Here is a 15,175-nt window from a genome sequence, read left to right as displayed (position 1 = left end):
AGCTATCAATCAAGGAGTCTATTATGAGCAACCGTCCTTTTAAAGTACTGGGTATTCAGCAAGTCGCCATCGGCGGCACCGACAAGCAGCGCATGAAAAAGCTGTGGGTGGACATGCTGGGTCTGGAGCAGACCGGCACCTTCCAGAGTGAGCGCGAGAACGTGGACGAAGACATCCTGGCCATGGGCAAGGGCGCCAACAAGGTGGAAGTGGACATCATGCAGCCCATGGACATCGACAAAAAGCCCGCCGTGCACGCCACGCCGCTCAACCACATCGGCCTGTGGATCGATGATCTGCCCAAGGCCGTGGAGTGGCTGACAGCCAACGGCGTGCGCTTTGCCCCCGGCGGCATCCGCAAGGGCGCGGCAGGTTACGACATCACTTTCCTGCACCCCAAGAGCAATGACGAGTTCCCGATTGCTGGCGAAGGCGTGCTGATTGAGCTGGTGCAGGCCCCCGCAGATGTGATTGCCGCGCTGGGTTAAGCGGGCTAGGGCGTCTTATGTTTTCTTTCAGACGCCAGGTGCTGTACCTCCAGATCGCACCACAGACCGTCACCATACGCCTGCCTGATACGGGGAGTGTGGTGACGGAAGCGGCAGACATCGCCATCGAGCATCGCGGCAGCCGGAGGGTGATTGCGGCGATCGGCAGTGCTGCCAGCGCCTTGCGCGGTCATGCAGATGTGCAGGTGTACCGCCCGTTTGCGCACCCGCGCAGCATCGTCAGCTGCTACGAGGAGGGCGAGGCCCTGCTCAGTCAGCTCATCAAGCAGGCGCTGGGGCGGCCTTGGCTGAGCTTGCCCCCTCGCGTTGTCATCCACCCGCTGGGAGCGCCTGAAGGCGATTTCACGCAGGTGGAGTTGCGCGCCTTGCAAGCCATGGCCCTGGCTGCTGGCGCCCGTCCCGTGCATCTATGGACCGGAAGGGTTCTGACAGATGCGGAAGTGCTTGCGGCCCCGCAAGCCGTTGCAGGCGGTCGCTGGCATCACGCCTGAAGTTCAATTGATGCACGAGTGAAGCTCAACTGAGGCCCGATCAACCGGGTTGCCGATCCGTCAAAGTTCGGGCCCATTGCGGGCCCGTTCGCTTATTCTTGCGGGCATGCCTACATCGACTGCCCAAGCCTATTACGACTGCCAATACAACGCCCGTGCCAGTGTGCAGGATGCCGGTGCTTTGATTGCACGCTACAGCCAGGAAAGCCAAGCGGCATTTAGCCTGCCCGGCGCGGTGCGCAACCAGCGCTACAGCCCGCGCGATAGCGACGTTCTGGATATCTATCTGCCTCCAACGCAGATGCAGCAAGCGCCAGCTGCTCCTGTTTTTATATTCATCCACGGCGGTTACTGGCGCGCCTTGGGCAAAGATGACTCGGCCTTTATGGCCCCGGCGCTCACGCAGGCCGGGGCAGTGGTGGTGGTGCCGGATTACGACCTGGCCCCGGCCGTCACGCTCGACCATATCGTCGATCAGGTGCGCCAGGCCTATGCCTGGGTGGTGCGCAATAACGCCATTTACGGCGGTGATGCGCGCAATATCTGCGTGTGCGGTAGTTCGGCGGGTGGCCATCTCGTGGGCATGCTGCTGGCCAAGGGCTGGCAGCAGGATTACGACCTGCCAGCCAGCGCAATCCCGGCATCGGCTTTTGCACTTAGCGGCCTGTTTGATCTGCAACCGCTGCTGACCACCCATATCAACGGCTGGATGGCCTTGGACGATGCTGCCGCCATACGCAACAGCCCGCGCTTTGCCCTGCCGGACCTCAGCACCCACGGTCAATGCCAGCTGCGCGTGGCTTGTGGAGAATTTGAAAGCCGAGAGTTTCACCGCCAATCCCGCGAGTACCTGGCCGCCTGGCAGGCCCGTTGTTTGCCCGGTGCGTGGGTTGAGGCGCCAGCCACCAATCATTTCGACTTGCCGCTGGCTTTGGGCGATACGCAATCCGTGGTTTATCAGACGGCTCTGGAGTTGATGGGACTGTCAAGCGCTGCGCCACGGAAGTAAGCAGATGTGAGCAAATCTGCAACTCAGTAGAGACGCTAGCTACACAAAACAGAGCGTGCTGTGTAGGCTCGGCGCGTCGCACATCGTGCGCGACGCGAAAGCGACATGAAACTGCGCTCGACCAGAAAACACGGTCCGAAACAGCCTGCACTACGACTGCATTCCATACAAGAGAGACAAGCACCATGACCTACGCTCGCCATCTGTTCCCCCTGTCTTCTTCCGCCTTGGCCGCAGCTGTGCTGTGTCTGGCCAGCACGGCTGCCATGGCCGCCAACCCCATCAAAGTGGGCGTGGCGCTGGATATCTCCGGCCCCTTTGCCGGCCCCGGAGCTGAAATCAAGGATGGCCTGAACCTGGCCGCCAAGCTGCTGGACAACAAGCTGGGCGGCGTACCCGCCGAGCTGATTCAGGCCGACACCGCAGGCAACCCCGAAACCGCTCGTCAGCTGGCCGATCGCTTCATCAAGCGCGACAAGGTGGACTTTTTCACCGGCCCCGTAGGCTCCAACGTGGTTCTGGCGGTCGGCCCCAGCCTGTTTGCCGCCAAAGTTCCGTTCCTGTCGGCCAACCCCGGCCCCAGCCAGCTGGCGGGTAAGCAGTGCAGTCCCTTCTTTTTTGGTACCAGCTACCAAAACGATGCCATGCATGAGGCCGCAGGCAAGCACGCTGCCGACAAGGGCTACAAGAAAGTCGTGGTGCTGGCCCCCAACTACCCCGCAGGCAAGGACGCAGTCAACGGCTTCAAGCGCGCCTATGCCAAGCCCGTGGCCGATGAGGTCTACACCAAGGTCGGCCAGCTGGACTTTGCCGCCGAGCTGGCCCAGCTGCGCGCTGCCAAGCCCGATGCCGTCTACATCTTTCAGCCCGGCGGCATGGGCATCAACTTCATCAAGCAGTTCATGGGTGCGGGCCTGAACAAGGACATGGTGCTGATCTCATCTCCGTTCACCGCCGATCAGGACGTGATTGCTGCCGTGGGCGAGCCCATGGTGGGCATCTACAACCCGTCCAGCTATGCCCATGATCTGGACAATGCCGCCAACAAGAAGTTCGTGGCCGAGTTCCAGAAAGCCTATGGCCGTCTGCCCACGCTGTACGCTGCTTTTGCCTATGACGTGGTCATGAACCTGGACGCTGCCGTCAAGGCCGTGGGCGGCAAGCTCGATGACAAAGACGCACTGGCCAAGGCCATCAAGACCACCAAGTTCGACTCTGTGCGCGGCAACGTCAGCTATGGCAACAACCAGTTTTTGATTCAGGACTACTACCTGCGCAAGGTGGTCAAGACCGGCGACGGCAAGATCAGCAACGCACTGCAGCCGGGCAAGATCTTTACCGCCCACAAGGACAGCTACGCCGCCGAATGCGCCATGAAGTAAGCCTGAGGGCAGGTTTTTCATGGATGCCGTTTTTCTTCTGGAACAGGCCTTGAATGGCCTGGGCTATGGCTTGATGCTGTTCCTGCTGGCCGCCGGTTTGACGCTGGTGTTCGGCATCATGGATACGCTCAACCTCGCCCATGGCGCACTGTTCATGGCAGGGGGCTATGTCTCCGCCTCGGTGCACACCCACAGCGGCTCCTTCTTGCTGGCCATTGCCGTGGGCATTCTTGTGACCGTCGCTTTGGCCGCCGTGCTGGAGGCCCTGCTGATTCGCCGCCTTTATGTGCGCGACCACCTATCGCAGGTGCTGGCCACGTTTGGCGTCATCTTGATTGCTGACGATTTGGTCAAAGCCATCTGGGGGCCGTCTCCCATCATGGCCCCCACGCCGCAGGCGCTCTCCGGCCCCGTGCAGCTGTTTGGCTTTTTGCCATACCCGTCCTACCGCCTGCTGATTCTGGCCGCCGGTCTGGCGGCTGCACTGGCCTTGTACCTGCTGGTCAACCGCACCAAGCTCGGCATGTGGGTGCGCGCAGGCGCATCCAACCGGCAGATGGCCGAATGGATGGGCATTCGCGTCAAACGCGTCTTTGCCATCGTCTTTGCCATGGGCGCGGCGCTGGCGGCACTGGCCGGGGCACTCATGGCCCCCATCAGCGCCGTGCAGGTGGGCATGGGCGAGAGCATTCTGATCCCGGCGCTGGTCGTCATCGTCATCGGCGGCATTGGCTCGGTGCGTGGTGCGCTGATTGCCAGCTTGCTGGTCGGGCTGGTGGACACCGCCGGTCGCGCCTTGCTGCCGCCGCTGCTGCGCGAGGTGCTCTCGCCCAGTCTGGCCGCTGACATCGGCCCCGCTGTGGCCAGCATTGCCATGTATGTCCTGATGGCTGCGGTGCTGGTGTTCAAACCTTCGGGCCTGTTCCCGGCGCGCGCCTAAACAAGTGGGTTTTTTCTGTGTCTGATACAAAAACTGTAAATTCATACAGTACCCCGCAAAATCCGCACCCACTGCCACCCGCCATGGCCTCCAACGCCCACGCCAGCTGGGTCGGCCACAGTGTGCTGGCGGGGCTGGTCGTGGTGCTGGGCGCTTTTCCGTGGCTGGCTCCGGCTCTGGGGCTGGAGTACTACGTAGATTTTGTGCGTCGCATCCTCATCGTCAGCATGGCCGCGCTCAGCCTGAATTTTCTGATCGGCCGTGCCGGGCTGGTGGCGCTGGGCCATGCCGGTTTTGTCGGTGTGGGCGCTTATGCGGTGGTGGCCATGGTGGAGGGCGGCTACAGCAACGCCTGGCTGATCTGGCTGGTGGCCTTTGTCGCGGGGCTGGTTATTTCCGCGCTGATCGGGCTGGTGGCCGTGCGAACGCAGGGCGTGTACTTCATCATGATTACGCTGGCTTTTGCGCAAATGCTGTACTACCTGGCTGTGTCGCTGCGCGCCTATGGCGGGGACGACGGCTACACCATGTACGCGCCGCTGCAACTGTGGCAAGGCACAGATGCACAGGGAAATTGGCTTTACACCCTTGTCCTGCTTGCGCTGTTAGCTATCTTTTTAGTGCTTTCACGCATAGAGCGCTCCTACCTGGGTCGCGCTCTGGAAGGCATTCGCGACAACGAAACCCGCATGAAGGCCATGGGCTACCCCAGCTTTCGGCTCAAGCTGCTGGCCTTTGCGCTGGCGGGCGGCATTGCAGCCTTGTCCGGCGCGCTGCTGGCCACGCAAAACCTGTTTGTCAGCCCCAGCCTGATGCAGTGGAACCAGTCGGCCCTGCTCATCGTCATGGTCGTCATTGGCGGCATCGGCCTGCGCTGGGGCGCGCCGCTGGGCGTGGCCGTGTGGCTCACGCTGGAAGAATTGCTCAAGCAGCACACCGACTACTGGCACGCGCCCATGGGCCTGCTGCTGATGGCCGTGGTGTTTCTCGCGCCCAAGGGCTTGGCCGCTTTCTTTGCCAAAAAGAATAGCAGCCACCGCAAGGAGGGTAAGGTATGAGCCTGCTTTCCATACAAAATCTGGTCAAACGCTTTGGCGCACTCACCGCCACCGACCATGTCTCGCTGGAGGTGGAGCAGGGTGAAATCCACGCCCTGATCGGCCCCAACGGCGCGGGCAAATCCACGTTGGTGCACCTCATCTCGGGCCTGCTGCCCGCCGATGGCGGCTCTCTCAAGCTGGACGGCACCGAACTCATTGGCTTGGCCCCCCACCAGCGCGTGGCAGCGGGCCTGTCGCGCTGCTTTCAAATCACCAGCATCTTCCCCAAGCTCACCGTAGCCGAGAACTTGCTGCTCGCCACGCAAGCCCACCACAGCAACAGCTTTCGCTGGTTCAAGGTGCGCGACAAAGATGCCGAGTTAACAGCGAAAGCGTGGGAGCTGGCCCAACGCGTGCAGCTGCAGGACAGCTGGAACACCACCGCTGGCACCTTGCCCCACGGCGCGCAGCGCAAGCTCGATGTCGCTTTGGCCATTGCTGCCACGCCCAAACTCTTGCTGCTGGACGAGCCCATGGCAGGTATGGGGCCGGCAGAATCCGAAGAAATGGTGGAGTTGATTCAGCAGCTCAGAAAAGACATGGCCATTTTGCTCATTGAGCACGATATGGACGCCGTGTTCCAGCTGGCCGACCGCATCACCGTGCTGGTCTACGGCAAGGTGTTTGCGCAAGGCACCAGCGAGCAAATCCAGCACGACCCGCGCGTGCAAGCTGTGTATCTGGGGCAGGAAGATGAAGAAGTCGACGAACTAGAACAACAAGAAGAGGGCGCAGCATGAGTAGTTCCGAAACGCCTTTGCTCGAAGTGCGCAATATCGAAGCCGGTTATGGCGCCAGCCAGGTGCTGTTTGGTGTGAGTTTGAGCATTGCGCCGCACCAGGTCGTCAGCCTCATGGGCCGTAACGGCATGGGCAAATCCACCACCATCAAATGCATTACCGGCGCTTTGCCCGTACGCAAGGGGCAGATTTTTTTTGAGGGGCAGGAAATTACCAATCTGCCTGCCGACGAAATTGCCCGCCGTGGCATCGCCCTCGTGCCCGAAGGGCGCATGTGCTTTCCCAATCTCACGGTGCGTGAGCATTTGGTGGCCTTCGCTAGAAATCCTGCTCGGCCATCTGCTCAATCTCAAAAAGGAGAGCTAGCTGCAGAGTCTGCACCTTGGGATTTGGCCAGAATTTACGAACTTTTCCCGCGCCTCAAGGAGCGTGAGCACCACATGGGCAACCAGCTCTCTGGCGGCGAGCAGCAAATGCTGGCGATTGGCCGGGCCTTATCGACGAATCCGAAATTGCTGGTTCTGGATGAGGCGACGGAGGGGTTGGCGCCGTTGATTAGACATGAGATTTGGAGCTGTCTAAAAAGTTTGAAGAATGAGCAGCAAACAATTTTCATCGTAGATAAATATCTTAATGAGTTAAATTTGATTTCTGATAACTCATTTTGCTTAAAGCTTGGTATTAATTGCAAAGATATTTAAAAACAAATGTATAACCTTATAGTTACTGCTGAGGATGGTGTTTGGGATAACACTACATACCGTATTGCAAGAAGTAGATTTTTAGAATACACGAATGAGGATATAGCATCGAAATTTAGAGATATTAATAGTGATGTTATACAAAAACTTAAAGAAATCCCATGCCTTTTTGCTTATGAGGGATCCGAAAGTGATGTGTATGTTGGGTATATCAAAAATATAACATCTTGGAATAATTATGGCAGTATTAAATTTGAATTTGAAATAGATAGAGAAATTGGCCCAATTCCTTTTAATCACATACTTATTCACAAAGACCGATTGGATATTAGAGAGTGGGAGGTTAATAGAACTCACTGGGCTATTAAGGATGAGGATTTAATTGAAGTTTTATCAGATATAGTCGATGAGAATAAATTAAGAGGAAAAAATAACTCTGTTAATTATGAGGATATCCCTAGTCCTCAAGATACAAATAAGAGAATATCTAGTGTCGGTGGTTTCATAGAGCATGTCTTAAGCTTGAGCAAGACTAACGAAATATTTTACAGAGGCCACACCAAAAGAAGTAAATATCTTCTGGAACCTTCTTTATTTAGGAAGGATGAAAAAGGAAATCTAAAATATTTAAAAACCGAAGATATAATGTATCGAGAGCTTTTGGTTTCTAATTCAATAGATTTTAGAGATGATGTCTATACATTGGATCGATTAGTTAGGGCTCAGCATTACTCATTACCTACAAGATTACTCGACATTACTTCAAATCCATTGATAGGTCTTTTTTTTGCTGCTTCAAAAAATCATAATGAAGATGGTGAAGTCATACTTCTTGAAATCGAAAGGAGTAAAATAAAATATTTTGATTCAGATACAGCAAGTGCGATAGCAAATTTGACAAGACTATCTCAAAGCGACAAAGAAAAAATTGATTTAAAATTAGATAAGACGTCATTTAATGATCAGCAAGTTGTAAAAAAATTACTACACTTTATTAAAGAGGAGAAGCCTTATTTTGAAGGAAGAATAGAGCCAGATGATTTAAGGTCTGTAATATGCGTAAAAGGAAAGCAGTCTAATAATAGAATTTCATTTCAATCAGGCGCATTTTTGTTATTTGGGCATGAGGCAATTTTGCCTGAAGATGGCAACGAAAATATTTCAATAAGTAGAATAACAGTAGAAAATAAAGAGGAAATAATAAAGCAGTTGGATAAGCTAAACATAAATGAAAGAACTGTTTATCCAAGTATTGAAAATTCGGCAAAACATATTGCTATGACTTATCAATTCAAAGAAGAAAAATGAAAAATAAAAAAACCGCCATCATCATCGCCGCAGGCTCCGGCATGGGTGCAGCCACCGCCCGCAAACTTGCCGCTGACGACTACCACGTCGGCATTCTGTCGTCCTCCGGCAAAGGCGAAGCGCTGGCCCAAGAGCTGGGTGGCATCGGCGTCACTGGTACCCAATCCTGCGGATATAGCCCTTGATAGGTCGCTGCTTCGCATTGCCATAGCTTGAAACGACTGACTGCAGCTTCGTGCCTTGTCCCAACTGTCTATCTGCGATAGGCTAGGAAATCAATAGCTGCTAGCGCTTGTATATTCTTGTTTTCAGATACTTTTCTACCTGAATCCAATGATCCATAAGCGCTGGCAGCTATTGTTTTTATCAAATGCCGCAACAGGGCCGACGCAGCGCAGGCCAGGTGGATGAATGCTCTGTAGCCATGTCTGCGGCATCCTGTGCTGGCAGGACTGAGCTGGCTCAGGACTCAAAGCCTGCTCTTGCTATATGTCTGCGCTGGATCAGAACTTGCTTGCATGTTGGTTGGGTTGCGGCTTGAAGATGCTTGAACGGGCTTGATCTCACTCAATTGCCGCTACCATTTATCGCTGGTGAGGGTGTGGCCTGGTGCCGCGCCAACCTGTGATTTTGATTTTCTGGGGACTGACATGATGAAGATTACCGCCGCCGTAACTGCCGCCCAAGGCGCTGACTTTGCTTTGCAAGAAGTGGACTTGGCCGCGCCCAAGGACAACGAAGTGCTGGTCAAGCTGGTAGCAACCGGCGTATGCCACACCGATGCGGTGGCGCGTGATCTGGCCATTGCCCCGCTGCCGGCCGTGCTGGGCCACGAAGGCGCGGGCATTGTGGAGGCGGTGGGCGCCGGGGTGAAAGACCTGGCCGTGGGCGACCATGTGGTCATGTCGTTTGCCCATTGCGGCGGCTGCGGCAACTGTCTGACGGGCCACCCCACGGTGTGCAATACCTTCAACCCGCTGAACTTTGGCGGCGTGGCCGACGACTACACCACGCGCCTGTCGCACAACGGCCAGCCGCTGGCCACGTTTTTTGGCCAGTCTTCGTTTGGCACCTACGCCGTGGCGCACCAGCGCAATGTGGTGAAGGTGGACAAGGATGTGGACGTGGCCTTGCTCGGCCCGCTGGGCTGCGGCATCCAGACCGGTGCGGGCACGGTGCTCAACCGCCTGCGCCCGGAGTTTGGCGCGTCCATGGTGGTGTATGGCTGCGGCGCGGTGGGCATGTCGGCCATCATGGCGGCAAAAATAGCCGGTTGCGAAACCATTATTGCGGTGGATGTGCATGAGTCCCGCCTGGCCCTGGCGCTGGAGCTGGGTGCCACCCATGCCTTCAACGGCAGCAAGGTGGATGTGGTGGCCGAGATCAAGAAGGTGACCAACGGCGGCAGCCACTACGCCATTGAATCCACGGGCGTGCCCAAGGTGGTCAAGCAGTCGCTGCAAGCCCTGCGCCCGCTGGGCACTTGCGCGATTGTGGGTGTGACGCCTGAGATGCCCATTGATATTCATAACGACATCATGGCCGAGGGCAAAACCATGGTGGGCGTGATCGAGGGCGATTCGGTGCCCCGCGTGTTCATTCCCCAGCTGGTGAGTTACTTCAAGGCAGGGCGCTTTCCCTTTGACAAGCTGGTGAAGTTCTACAAGTTTGAAGACATTAACCAGGCGTTTGAAGACTCCAAGAACGGCAGCACCATCAAGCCGATTTTGCGCATTGCCCAGTAAGAGGCTCTTGAAAGAGCCGCTTTAAGACCTGAGCGCGCGCACCGCGGATGCATCGCTGCTGAACACAGGAAACATGGTTCAGCAGCGATGCCACGCAGCGTTTTCGGCATATCGCCACGTATTGCCCCAGTCCAGCGCTGGAAAGCGGCAACTCCAGGTGCGCCCTGTGTTGCAAGTAATGTCTGCACGGGCGCGAGGCCAGCTCAGCGCCGCGCCGCAAAGACACTGTGACTGACGCCAAGCCGCAGTGTAAAAAACGGTGTGGTGCGTGACTCATGAGGGCCAAATCTTGAGTGAGCTGGCTTGCGTCAGCGGCGCTTATTCCTCGTCCATCATGCGTGCGGCCGGATTGTTCAAGGCGGTATCGGCACGGAAATAGCCCAGCACTGTGTTGACGCTATGGTGCCCGGTCAGTGCCATGGTGTCGGCCAGTGGCAGGTTGCGACGACCTGCTTCCGTCACAAAGCCTGACCGCAGCGAGTGCGCGGAAAAATCCCCTTCCACCCCCGCCAGCGCGCAGCGCTGTTTGACGATATTGCGCACAGCGGCAGGCGTCAGCGGCTCGCCCACATGGCCGCCCTTGCGAATCCGCCGAAAAATCGGCCCCTGCGCAATTTGCGCGGCCTGCAACCAGGCGTGCAGGGCCACCGCAGCACGGCCCGTCACGGGTTTATGGTTGTCCGGGTTGTCGGTGCCGCTCTGGTTGGTTTTGCTGTGAACCAGCGTGTAGATGTACTCGTTGTGGCTGATGGCTCTCAAATAGCGCATGTCTGCACCCGCCACTTCCGACCGGCGGCGCCCGCCACTGGCCCAGGCAAACAGCAGCAGGGCCCGATCGCGAATGCCGCGCAAGCTGTCATCACAGGTGGCCAGCAACTTTTCAAGCACATCGCGCGTCAAGGCTTCTTTCTTCTGCGGCAACTCTCCGCGCCGCGCATAGGCCTTGCGGGTACGCGACATCAGCTCTTTGACCGCACCATCCTGGCAGGGGTTGTCCAGCGCGTGAACTTGATGGGCTTTGGACATCACAGCCATGCGGTGCACCAGCGTGTTGTGTGAGAGCGGGCCTTTTTTGCCTTTGTAGCCAGCAGCCACCAGGGCATCATCCACAGCTTCTGGCATTTCACTTTGCAGGCCAGAAGGCGTCTGCCGCTGCGCATGGTCAATGATGAATTGAAGCACCGTGGCCGCGCTCAATGGCAGTTGCATGGGCTGCCCCAGTCGCAGCACATGCCAGGCGGCCCAGTAACGCATGGCACTTTGGTAGCTGTTACGGGTATTGGCCGATTCGCCTTCATGCATCAACTCTTTGATCGCGGCATGCGCCTGGGGTGCCAAGCCGGGCAAAGGCTCGGCAAGCGAGGGCGTGTTCGTTCCAAAGGGCACAGGAGCAGGGGAGAGGGGGCGCTTGCTGAAATCCATGCTCTCTATTGTCCTCTGCCCATGTGCATTCAATGTGCTCTGGCATGGGCCTTGGTTGTTCGCCCCAGCTTATGGCTAAGAGCTACTCATATCGTCGTTGAGACGCAAATATGAATCTTTCGTGATTGGTCGTTTTGGCAGGTGTCGAAGTCTCTGTGCCTGGTTTCCTGCGTGATTGACTCTTGGAGAGGCAGGCCGATCTTTTGCTTGGCGCGACCAAAGCGACCCTCAATACGCTGTTGTTTTGCCTTGCCTATCTCTGTGTGGCCAACGTCTTGCGCATTGACTCGGCTGTAGACCTTGGGGGAGTTGGAAGGGAGCGCTTAAGCAGTGCAATGCGGCGGCGACTGGAAATTTCACAGATTGGATGCAATCCATGCACTTTGCTGGACTGGATTGCGTGAAAAGCCTGAAAAAACACGCTAATGTACGTTGTTCTCTGTATGAAAATTTCATACGTAATATTTAATACATAAGATGTATTGTGTATTACATATTTAATCAATAAATCACGATAACAATCACTTATCGTTAGTTAAATAAAGAATAGATATGAATACAAGCAAACCTGTGTCCAGAGGCGTGCAAGAGTCCGATGTCTGGGCTGCTGCAGATGCTTTGATTGCCCAAGGCCTGCGCCCGACCATCGAGCGCGTGCGTCAGCAGATTGGGCGAGGTTCGCCAAACACGGTCAGCCCGATGCTGGAGACCTGGTTTGCGACCTTGGGAAGACGCTTGGGTGTGGCAGGTGAAAAGGATCCCTCCCTGCTGCAGTCGACTCCAGACCCGGTGCAACGATTAGCGCAGGAGCTTTGGAATACCGCACAGGAAGAAGCCAAGGCCGCAGCCAGCAAAGCGCTGGATGAGCGTGAGCAGCAGATGAAGGCTGCAGAGCTGGCTTTTGAAGAGCAAAAGGAGCTGCTCGCTCAGCGTGAAGCGACGATAGAGGCGCAAAAGGAGGCCATGAATCAGGCGCTGCAGGCGGCACAAAATCATGCGCAGGACCTGGCAAGACGCCTGGATGAAATGCAGAAATCGCTGCAGCATCGCGACCAGCGCATGCAAGAGCTGCGCGATGAATTGAGCAAAGCCGTACATCAGCGCGAATTGCTGCAACAAAAACATGGAGAAGAACTCCAGTCTGCAGCCGCAGAACGCCAGCGCATGGCTGAGCAATACGCTGGCAACGAGCGACACATGCTCCATGAATTAGACCGCGCAAGACAAGAGCTGACTGTCACCCGTAAAAGCCTGCAAGATCAGGAGCGCAAAGCAGAAGCTCGTTCTCAGGAACTGCAGAGCCGCCTTGATCAGGCAGAGCAAGAAATCTTGAGCCTGCATACGCAGTTGCAAGCAGCTCAAAACAGCGCTGCTCTGGCGCAAGAGCGAGCAGCGGACCTCAAAAGCTTGCTGGAAGCCCAGCAAAAGCTAGCCACAACAGTCAATGCTGCGGTTGTTGAGCCTGTCTCGGCCTCCTCGGTAGTACGTCGAAGCAATCTTGCCGCAACAAGACGCTCCATCAATCGCAGGACTTTGCGCTGAGGTTTAAACAAGAGTCGAAAGACGGTTGCATTATTTTTGAATGACTCAAAATTTTGAAGATACGATGTATATTATGTTTAATTGCTCGTCTGAATAAAAAGCTGTTCAGCCTTTAGGTGATCCAGTTTGCATAACGGTCGCTCGAACGTCGTGTGATGTTTCGAGCACCATACCCCGCACATCTCCCTCACTTCACCTACGTCCTTGACAACGTGCCAGGCAGCATTGACCAAAAGGCAAAGCTGCTTGACATATCCCCTGCAACGCTGCGCAAGTACCTTGCACGCGGCCAAGCACCCAGGGCGATCCATTCAGTACTGTTCTGGGAATCCAACTTGGGGAATACAGTACATCGAGTCGACTTCAGCTCTGTGCATATCAACTCATTTCTCCCTCGCACCTAACCAGGCGAATCCATGCAATGTCGTGCATAGAAGTAAATGAAATATCTCGTGCAGCCTTGGCGTCCTTATTTCCGGGTCTTTTTGGCCTATGGGACTTAGGATCATCAGGCTTGAACTGTGCAGTAGCCATGCGAGGCTGGCAAAATGGCAGATATGCGATTCCTCCACACGATGCTGCGCGTTGGCAATCTCCAGCGCTCTATTGACTTCTATACCCAAGTTCTTGGCATGCAATTACTTCGTACTTCCGAGAATGCGGAGTACCAGTATTCACTGGCATTTCTGGGCTTCGAGGGAGGCAATCCAGCGCAGGCAGAGATTGAGCTGACCTATAACTGGGGTACCGACAGCTACGATATGGGAACAGCTTATGGACATATCGCTTTGGGCGTGCCTGATGCCTATGCCGCTTGCGAGAAAATCAAGGCGGCTGGCGGTAACGTGACTCGTGAAGCAGGCCCAGTCAAGGGCGGAAGCACCGTGATTGCTTTTGTGACAGACCCTGATGGCTACAAAATAGAGCTGATTGAGCGCAAGGACGACCTCGGAACAGGCACTGGCTTGCGTTAATTTTTCAGGCTTTGCCTGAGTTTGGATTGAGCGGCACATGAGTGCCGCTTTTTTATTGGTCGCTTTCATCCTCTCTATCGTCCAAACATAGGTTTCGTTCAGGGTTGCCCTTGCTGAAGACTGCTGGATCAGATACCCAGCAAGGAGACATTCTCATGAACGATAGAGTCCTGGAACAGATTGAAATGCGCTTGAAACGCCTGGAAGACATGCAGGCCATCCAGGAGTTGAAAGCCCGCTACTTGCGTGCGTGTGATCACAAGCAGCCAGACGTCATGCGTGAGTGCTTCGTAGCGCATGGCGCTGTCATTGAGGCCGATGGTTTCCCGTCCTTCACGGACCGCAATGGCTGGGTTGAGACCTTTACCAAACTGGCCGTTGCAAATCCCAGCATCCAGGACATGCATCACGGGCACAACCCTCAAATCTGCTTTACTTCGGACAATTGTGCGACGGGATTATGGGATCTGGATTTCTGCCAGATCAACGTCAAGGAGCGCACTATCGTTCATCTCTCAGGCCAGTACACCGATGAGTATGAGCGCGTTGCCGGGCGCTGGCAGATCCGCAGCATGCGGTTTGCAAGAGGCTCTTTTGTCATGCGTCAAGTCGATGCACAGGGAGTGGAAAAAGTCATAGCTCTGGGGCAGCCTCCAGCCACAGGATTCATCGAAAACAGCTGATCTTTCAAAGAACGCAAAAAAGCCCGATACAGCCAAGTGCCGTATCGGGCTTTTTGAGAAAAGCGTCAGGCCGTTTCAGCCCGGCTCAATCAGTCAGCAAGAATCACTTCCACACGGCGTGCTTCATCATTGGAGCCATCAGCCTGCATTTGTTCAGGCTTCTTCAGCTCAACCTTGTCTTCTGCAACGCCCAAAGCGATCAAAGCAGCCTGAACTGCCTGTGCTCGCTGCTTGGCCAGTTGGGCATTGATTTCAGCGCTGCCAGTCGCGTCATGGAAGCCAGATACCACGGCTCGCTTGCCTTCGGTCACACCCTTGACGACATCAGCCAGAGCCTCGTTGGCACCAGCGGCCACTTCTGCCTTGCCGGAGACAAAGTAGAACTTCACCACGCCGTTCTCGACGATGACACGAGCGCTCTCTTCAACAACGACCACAGGCACGTTGGTCGCGCCAGGCGCTTGTGCTGTCGCTTCAACCTTGGGAGCATGAGCAATGCCGCGCTTGTAGACCACGGTGCCAACGACGGTAGAGACAAGCAGCGCAATGATGGCAAACAGAAAGCCCAGCGCAAAGCGTTCTTGGCTATCGTCGTTAGAGCTGTTGAAGGACATGAATGAAATCTCCGT

General features: G+C 55.7%; 15 protein-coding genes and 1 pseudogene. 14 read left to right on the top strand and 2 right to left on the bottom strand.

Features of this window, described 5'->3' with window-relative positions; translation table 11 throughout:
• Positions 1-23 precede the first annotated feature (23 nt).
• The 11 genes and pseudogenes from AC2I9W_RS02235 to AC2I9W_RS02185 all read left to right on the top strand — a co-directional run bounded on the left by AC2I9W_RS02235 (position 24) and on the right by AC2I9W_RS02185 (position 9,925).
• Positions 24-488, top strand: a complete 465-nt coding sequence (locus AC2I9W_RS02235) for a VOC family protein (protein WP_486408417.1) — start codon at positions 24-26, stop codon at positions 486-488.
• A 17-nt stretch (positions 489-505) separates the two neighbouring features.
• Positions 506-1,000, top strand: coding sequence for a rod shape-determining protein (locus tag AC2I9W_RS02230; RefSeq protein ID WP_486408416.1), 495 nt, complete (start codon positions 506-508; stop codon positions 998-1,000).
• A 106-nt stretch (positions 1,001-1,106) separates the two neighbouring features.
• On the top strand, positions 1,107-2,009 hold the full coding sequence (locus tag AC2I9W_RS02225; RefSeq protein ID WP_486408415.1) for an alpha/beta hydrolase: 903 nt from the start codon (positions 1,107-1,109) through the stop codon (positions 2,007-2,009).
• A gap of 185 nt (positions 2,010-2,194) precedes the next feature.
• Positions 2,195-3,391, top strand: a complete 1,197-nt coding sequence (locus AC2I9W_RS02220; RefSeq protein WP_486408414.1) for an ABC transporter substrate-binding protein — start codon at positions 2,195-2,197, stop codon at positions 3,389-3,391.
• A gap of 19 nt (positions 3,392-3,410) precedes the next feature.
• A complete protein-coding gene (locus tag AC2I9W_RS02215; RefSeq protein ID WP_486408413.1) occupies positions 3,411-4,331 on the top strand; it encodes a branched-chain amino acid ABC transporter permease in 921 nt (306 codons plus the stop codon).
• Between the two features lie 83 nt (positions 4,332-4,414).
• Complete coding sequence (locus tag AC2I9W_RS02210) at positions 4,415-5,389, top strand: branched-chain amino acid ABC transporter permease (protein ID WP_486408412.1); 975 nt, start codon at positions 4,415-4,417, stop codon at positions 5,387-5,389.
• Complete coding sequence (locus AC2I9W_RS02205; RefSeq protein WP_486408411.1) at positions 5,386-6,171, top strand: ABC transporter ATP-binding protein; 786 nt, start codon at positions 5,386-5,388, stop codon at positions 6,169-6,171. The genes AC2I9W_RS02210 and AC2I9W_RS02205 overlap by 4 nt, the downstream gene beginning before the upstream one ends.
• A gap of 17 nt (positions 6,172-6,188) precedes the next feature.
• On the top strand, positions 6,189-6,872 hold the full coding sequence (locus AC2I9W_RS02200) for an ABC transporter ATP-binding protein (RefSeq protein WP_486408700.1): 684 nt from the start codon (positions 6,189-6,191) through the stop codon (positions 6,870-6,872).
• Positions 6,873-6,878: 6 nt separating this feature from the next.
• Positions 6,879-8,180, top strand: coding sequence for an FRG domain-containing protein (locus AC2I9W_RS02195; RefSeq protein ID WP_486408410.1), 1,302 nt, complete (start codon positions 6,879-6,881; stop codon positions 8,178-8,180).
• A pseudogene (locus tag AC2I9W_RS02190) lies at positions 8,177-8,341 on the top strand (SDR family oxidoreductase); the annotation flags it as partial. The gene AC2I9W_RS02195 and the pseudogene AC2I9W_RS02190, both read left to right, overlap by 4 nt.
• A 489-nt stretch (positions 8,342-8,830) precedes the next feature.
• On the top strand, positions 8,831-9,925 hold the full coding sequence (locus AC2I9W_RS02185) for an NAD(P)-dependent alcohol dehydrogenase (RefSeq protein ID WP_486408409.1): 1,095 nt from the start codon (positions 8,831-8,833) through the stop codon (positions 9,923-9,925).
• A gap of 318 nt (positions 9,926-10,243) precedes the next feature.
• Here the strand turns inward: AC2I9W_RS02185 and AC2I9W_RS02180 are convergent, their stop codons facing one another.
• The gene (locus tag AC2I9W_RS02180; RefSeq protein ID WP_486408408.1) at positions 10,244-11,347 is read right to left on the bottom strand and encodes a site-specific integrase; all 1,104 of its coding nucleotides are present in this window, start codon (positions 11,345-11,347) and stop codon (positions 10,244-10,246) included.
• Between the two features lie 552 nt (positions 11,348-11,899).
• Here AC2I9W_RS02180 and AC2I9W_RS02175 point away from each other — a divergent pair.
• From AC2I9W_RS02175 to AC2I9W_RS02165, 3 genes are all read left to right on the top strand, one after another.
• A complete protein-coding gene (locus AC2I9W_RS02175; protein ID WP_486408407.1) occupies positions 11,900-12,889 on the top strand; it encodes a DNA-binding protein in 990 nt (329 codons plus the stop codon).
• Positions 12,890-13,446: 557 nt separating this feature from the next.
• The gene (gene gloA / locus AC2I9W_RS02170) at positions 13,447-13,863 is read left to right on the top strand and encodes a lactoylglutathione lyase (protein ID WP_486408406.1); all 417 of its coding nucleotides are present in this window, start codon (positions 13,447-13,449) and stop codon (positions 13,861-13,863) included.
• Between the two features lie 110 nt (positions 13,864-13,973).
• A complete protein-coding gene (locus AC2I9W_RS02165) occupies positions 13,974-14,546 on the top strand; it encodes a nuclear transport factor 2 family protein (RefSeq protein WP_486408405.1) in 573 nt (190 codons plus the stop codon).
• 89 nt (positions 14,547-14,635) lie between these two features.
• Here the strand turns inward: AC2I9W_RS02165 and AC2I9W_RS02160 are convergent, their stop codons facing one another.
• Positions 14,636-15,160 (bottom strand): OmpA family protein, encoded by a 525-nt coding sequence (locus AC2I9W_RS02160; RefSeq protein WP_158391288.1) that lies wholly within the window; start codon positions 15,158-15,160, stop codon positions 14,636-14,638.
• Positions 15,161-15,175: the final 15 nt, after the last annotated feature.

This window comes from Comamonas sp. FUJ_7 (assembly GCF_057369555.1).
The sequence above is the reverse complement of the archived record's forward strand: the minus strand, read 5'-3'. Positions and strand labels throughout refer to the sequence as shown.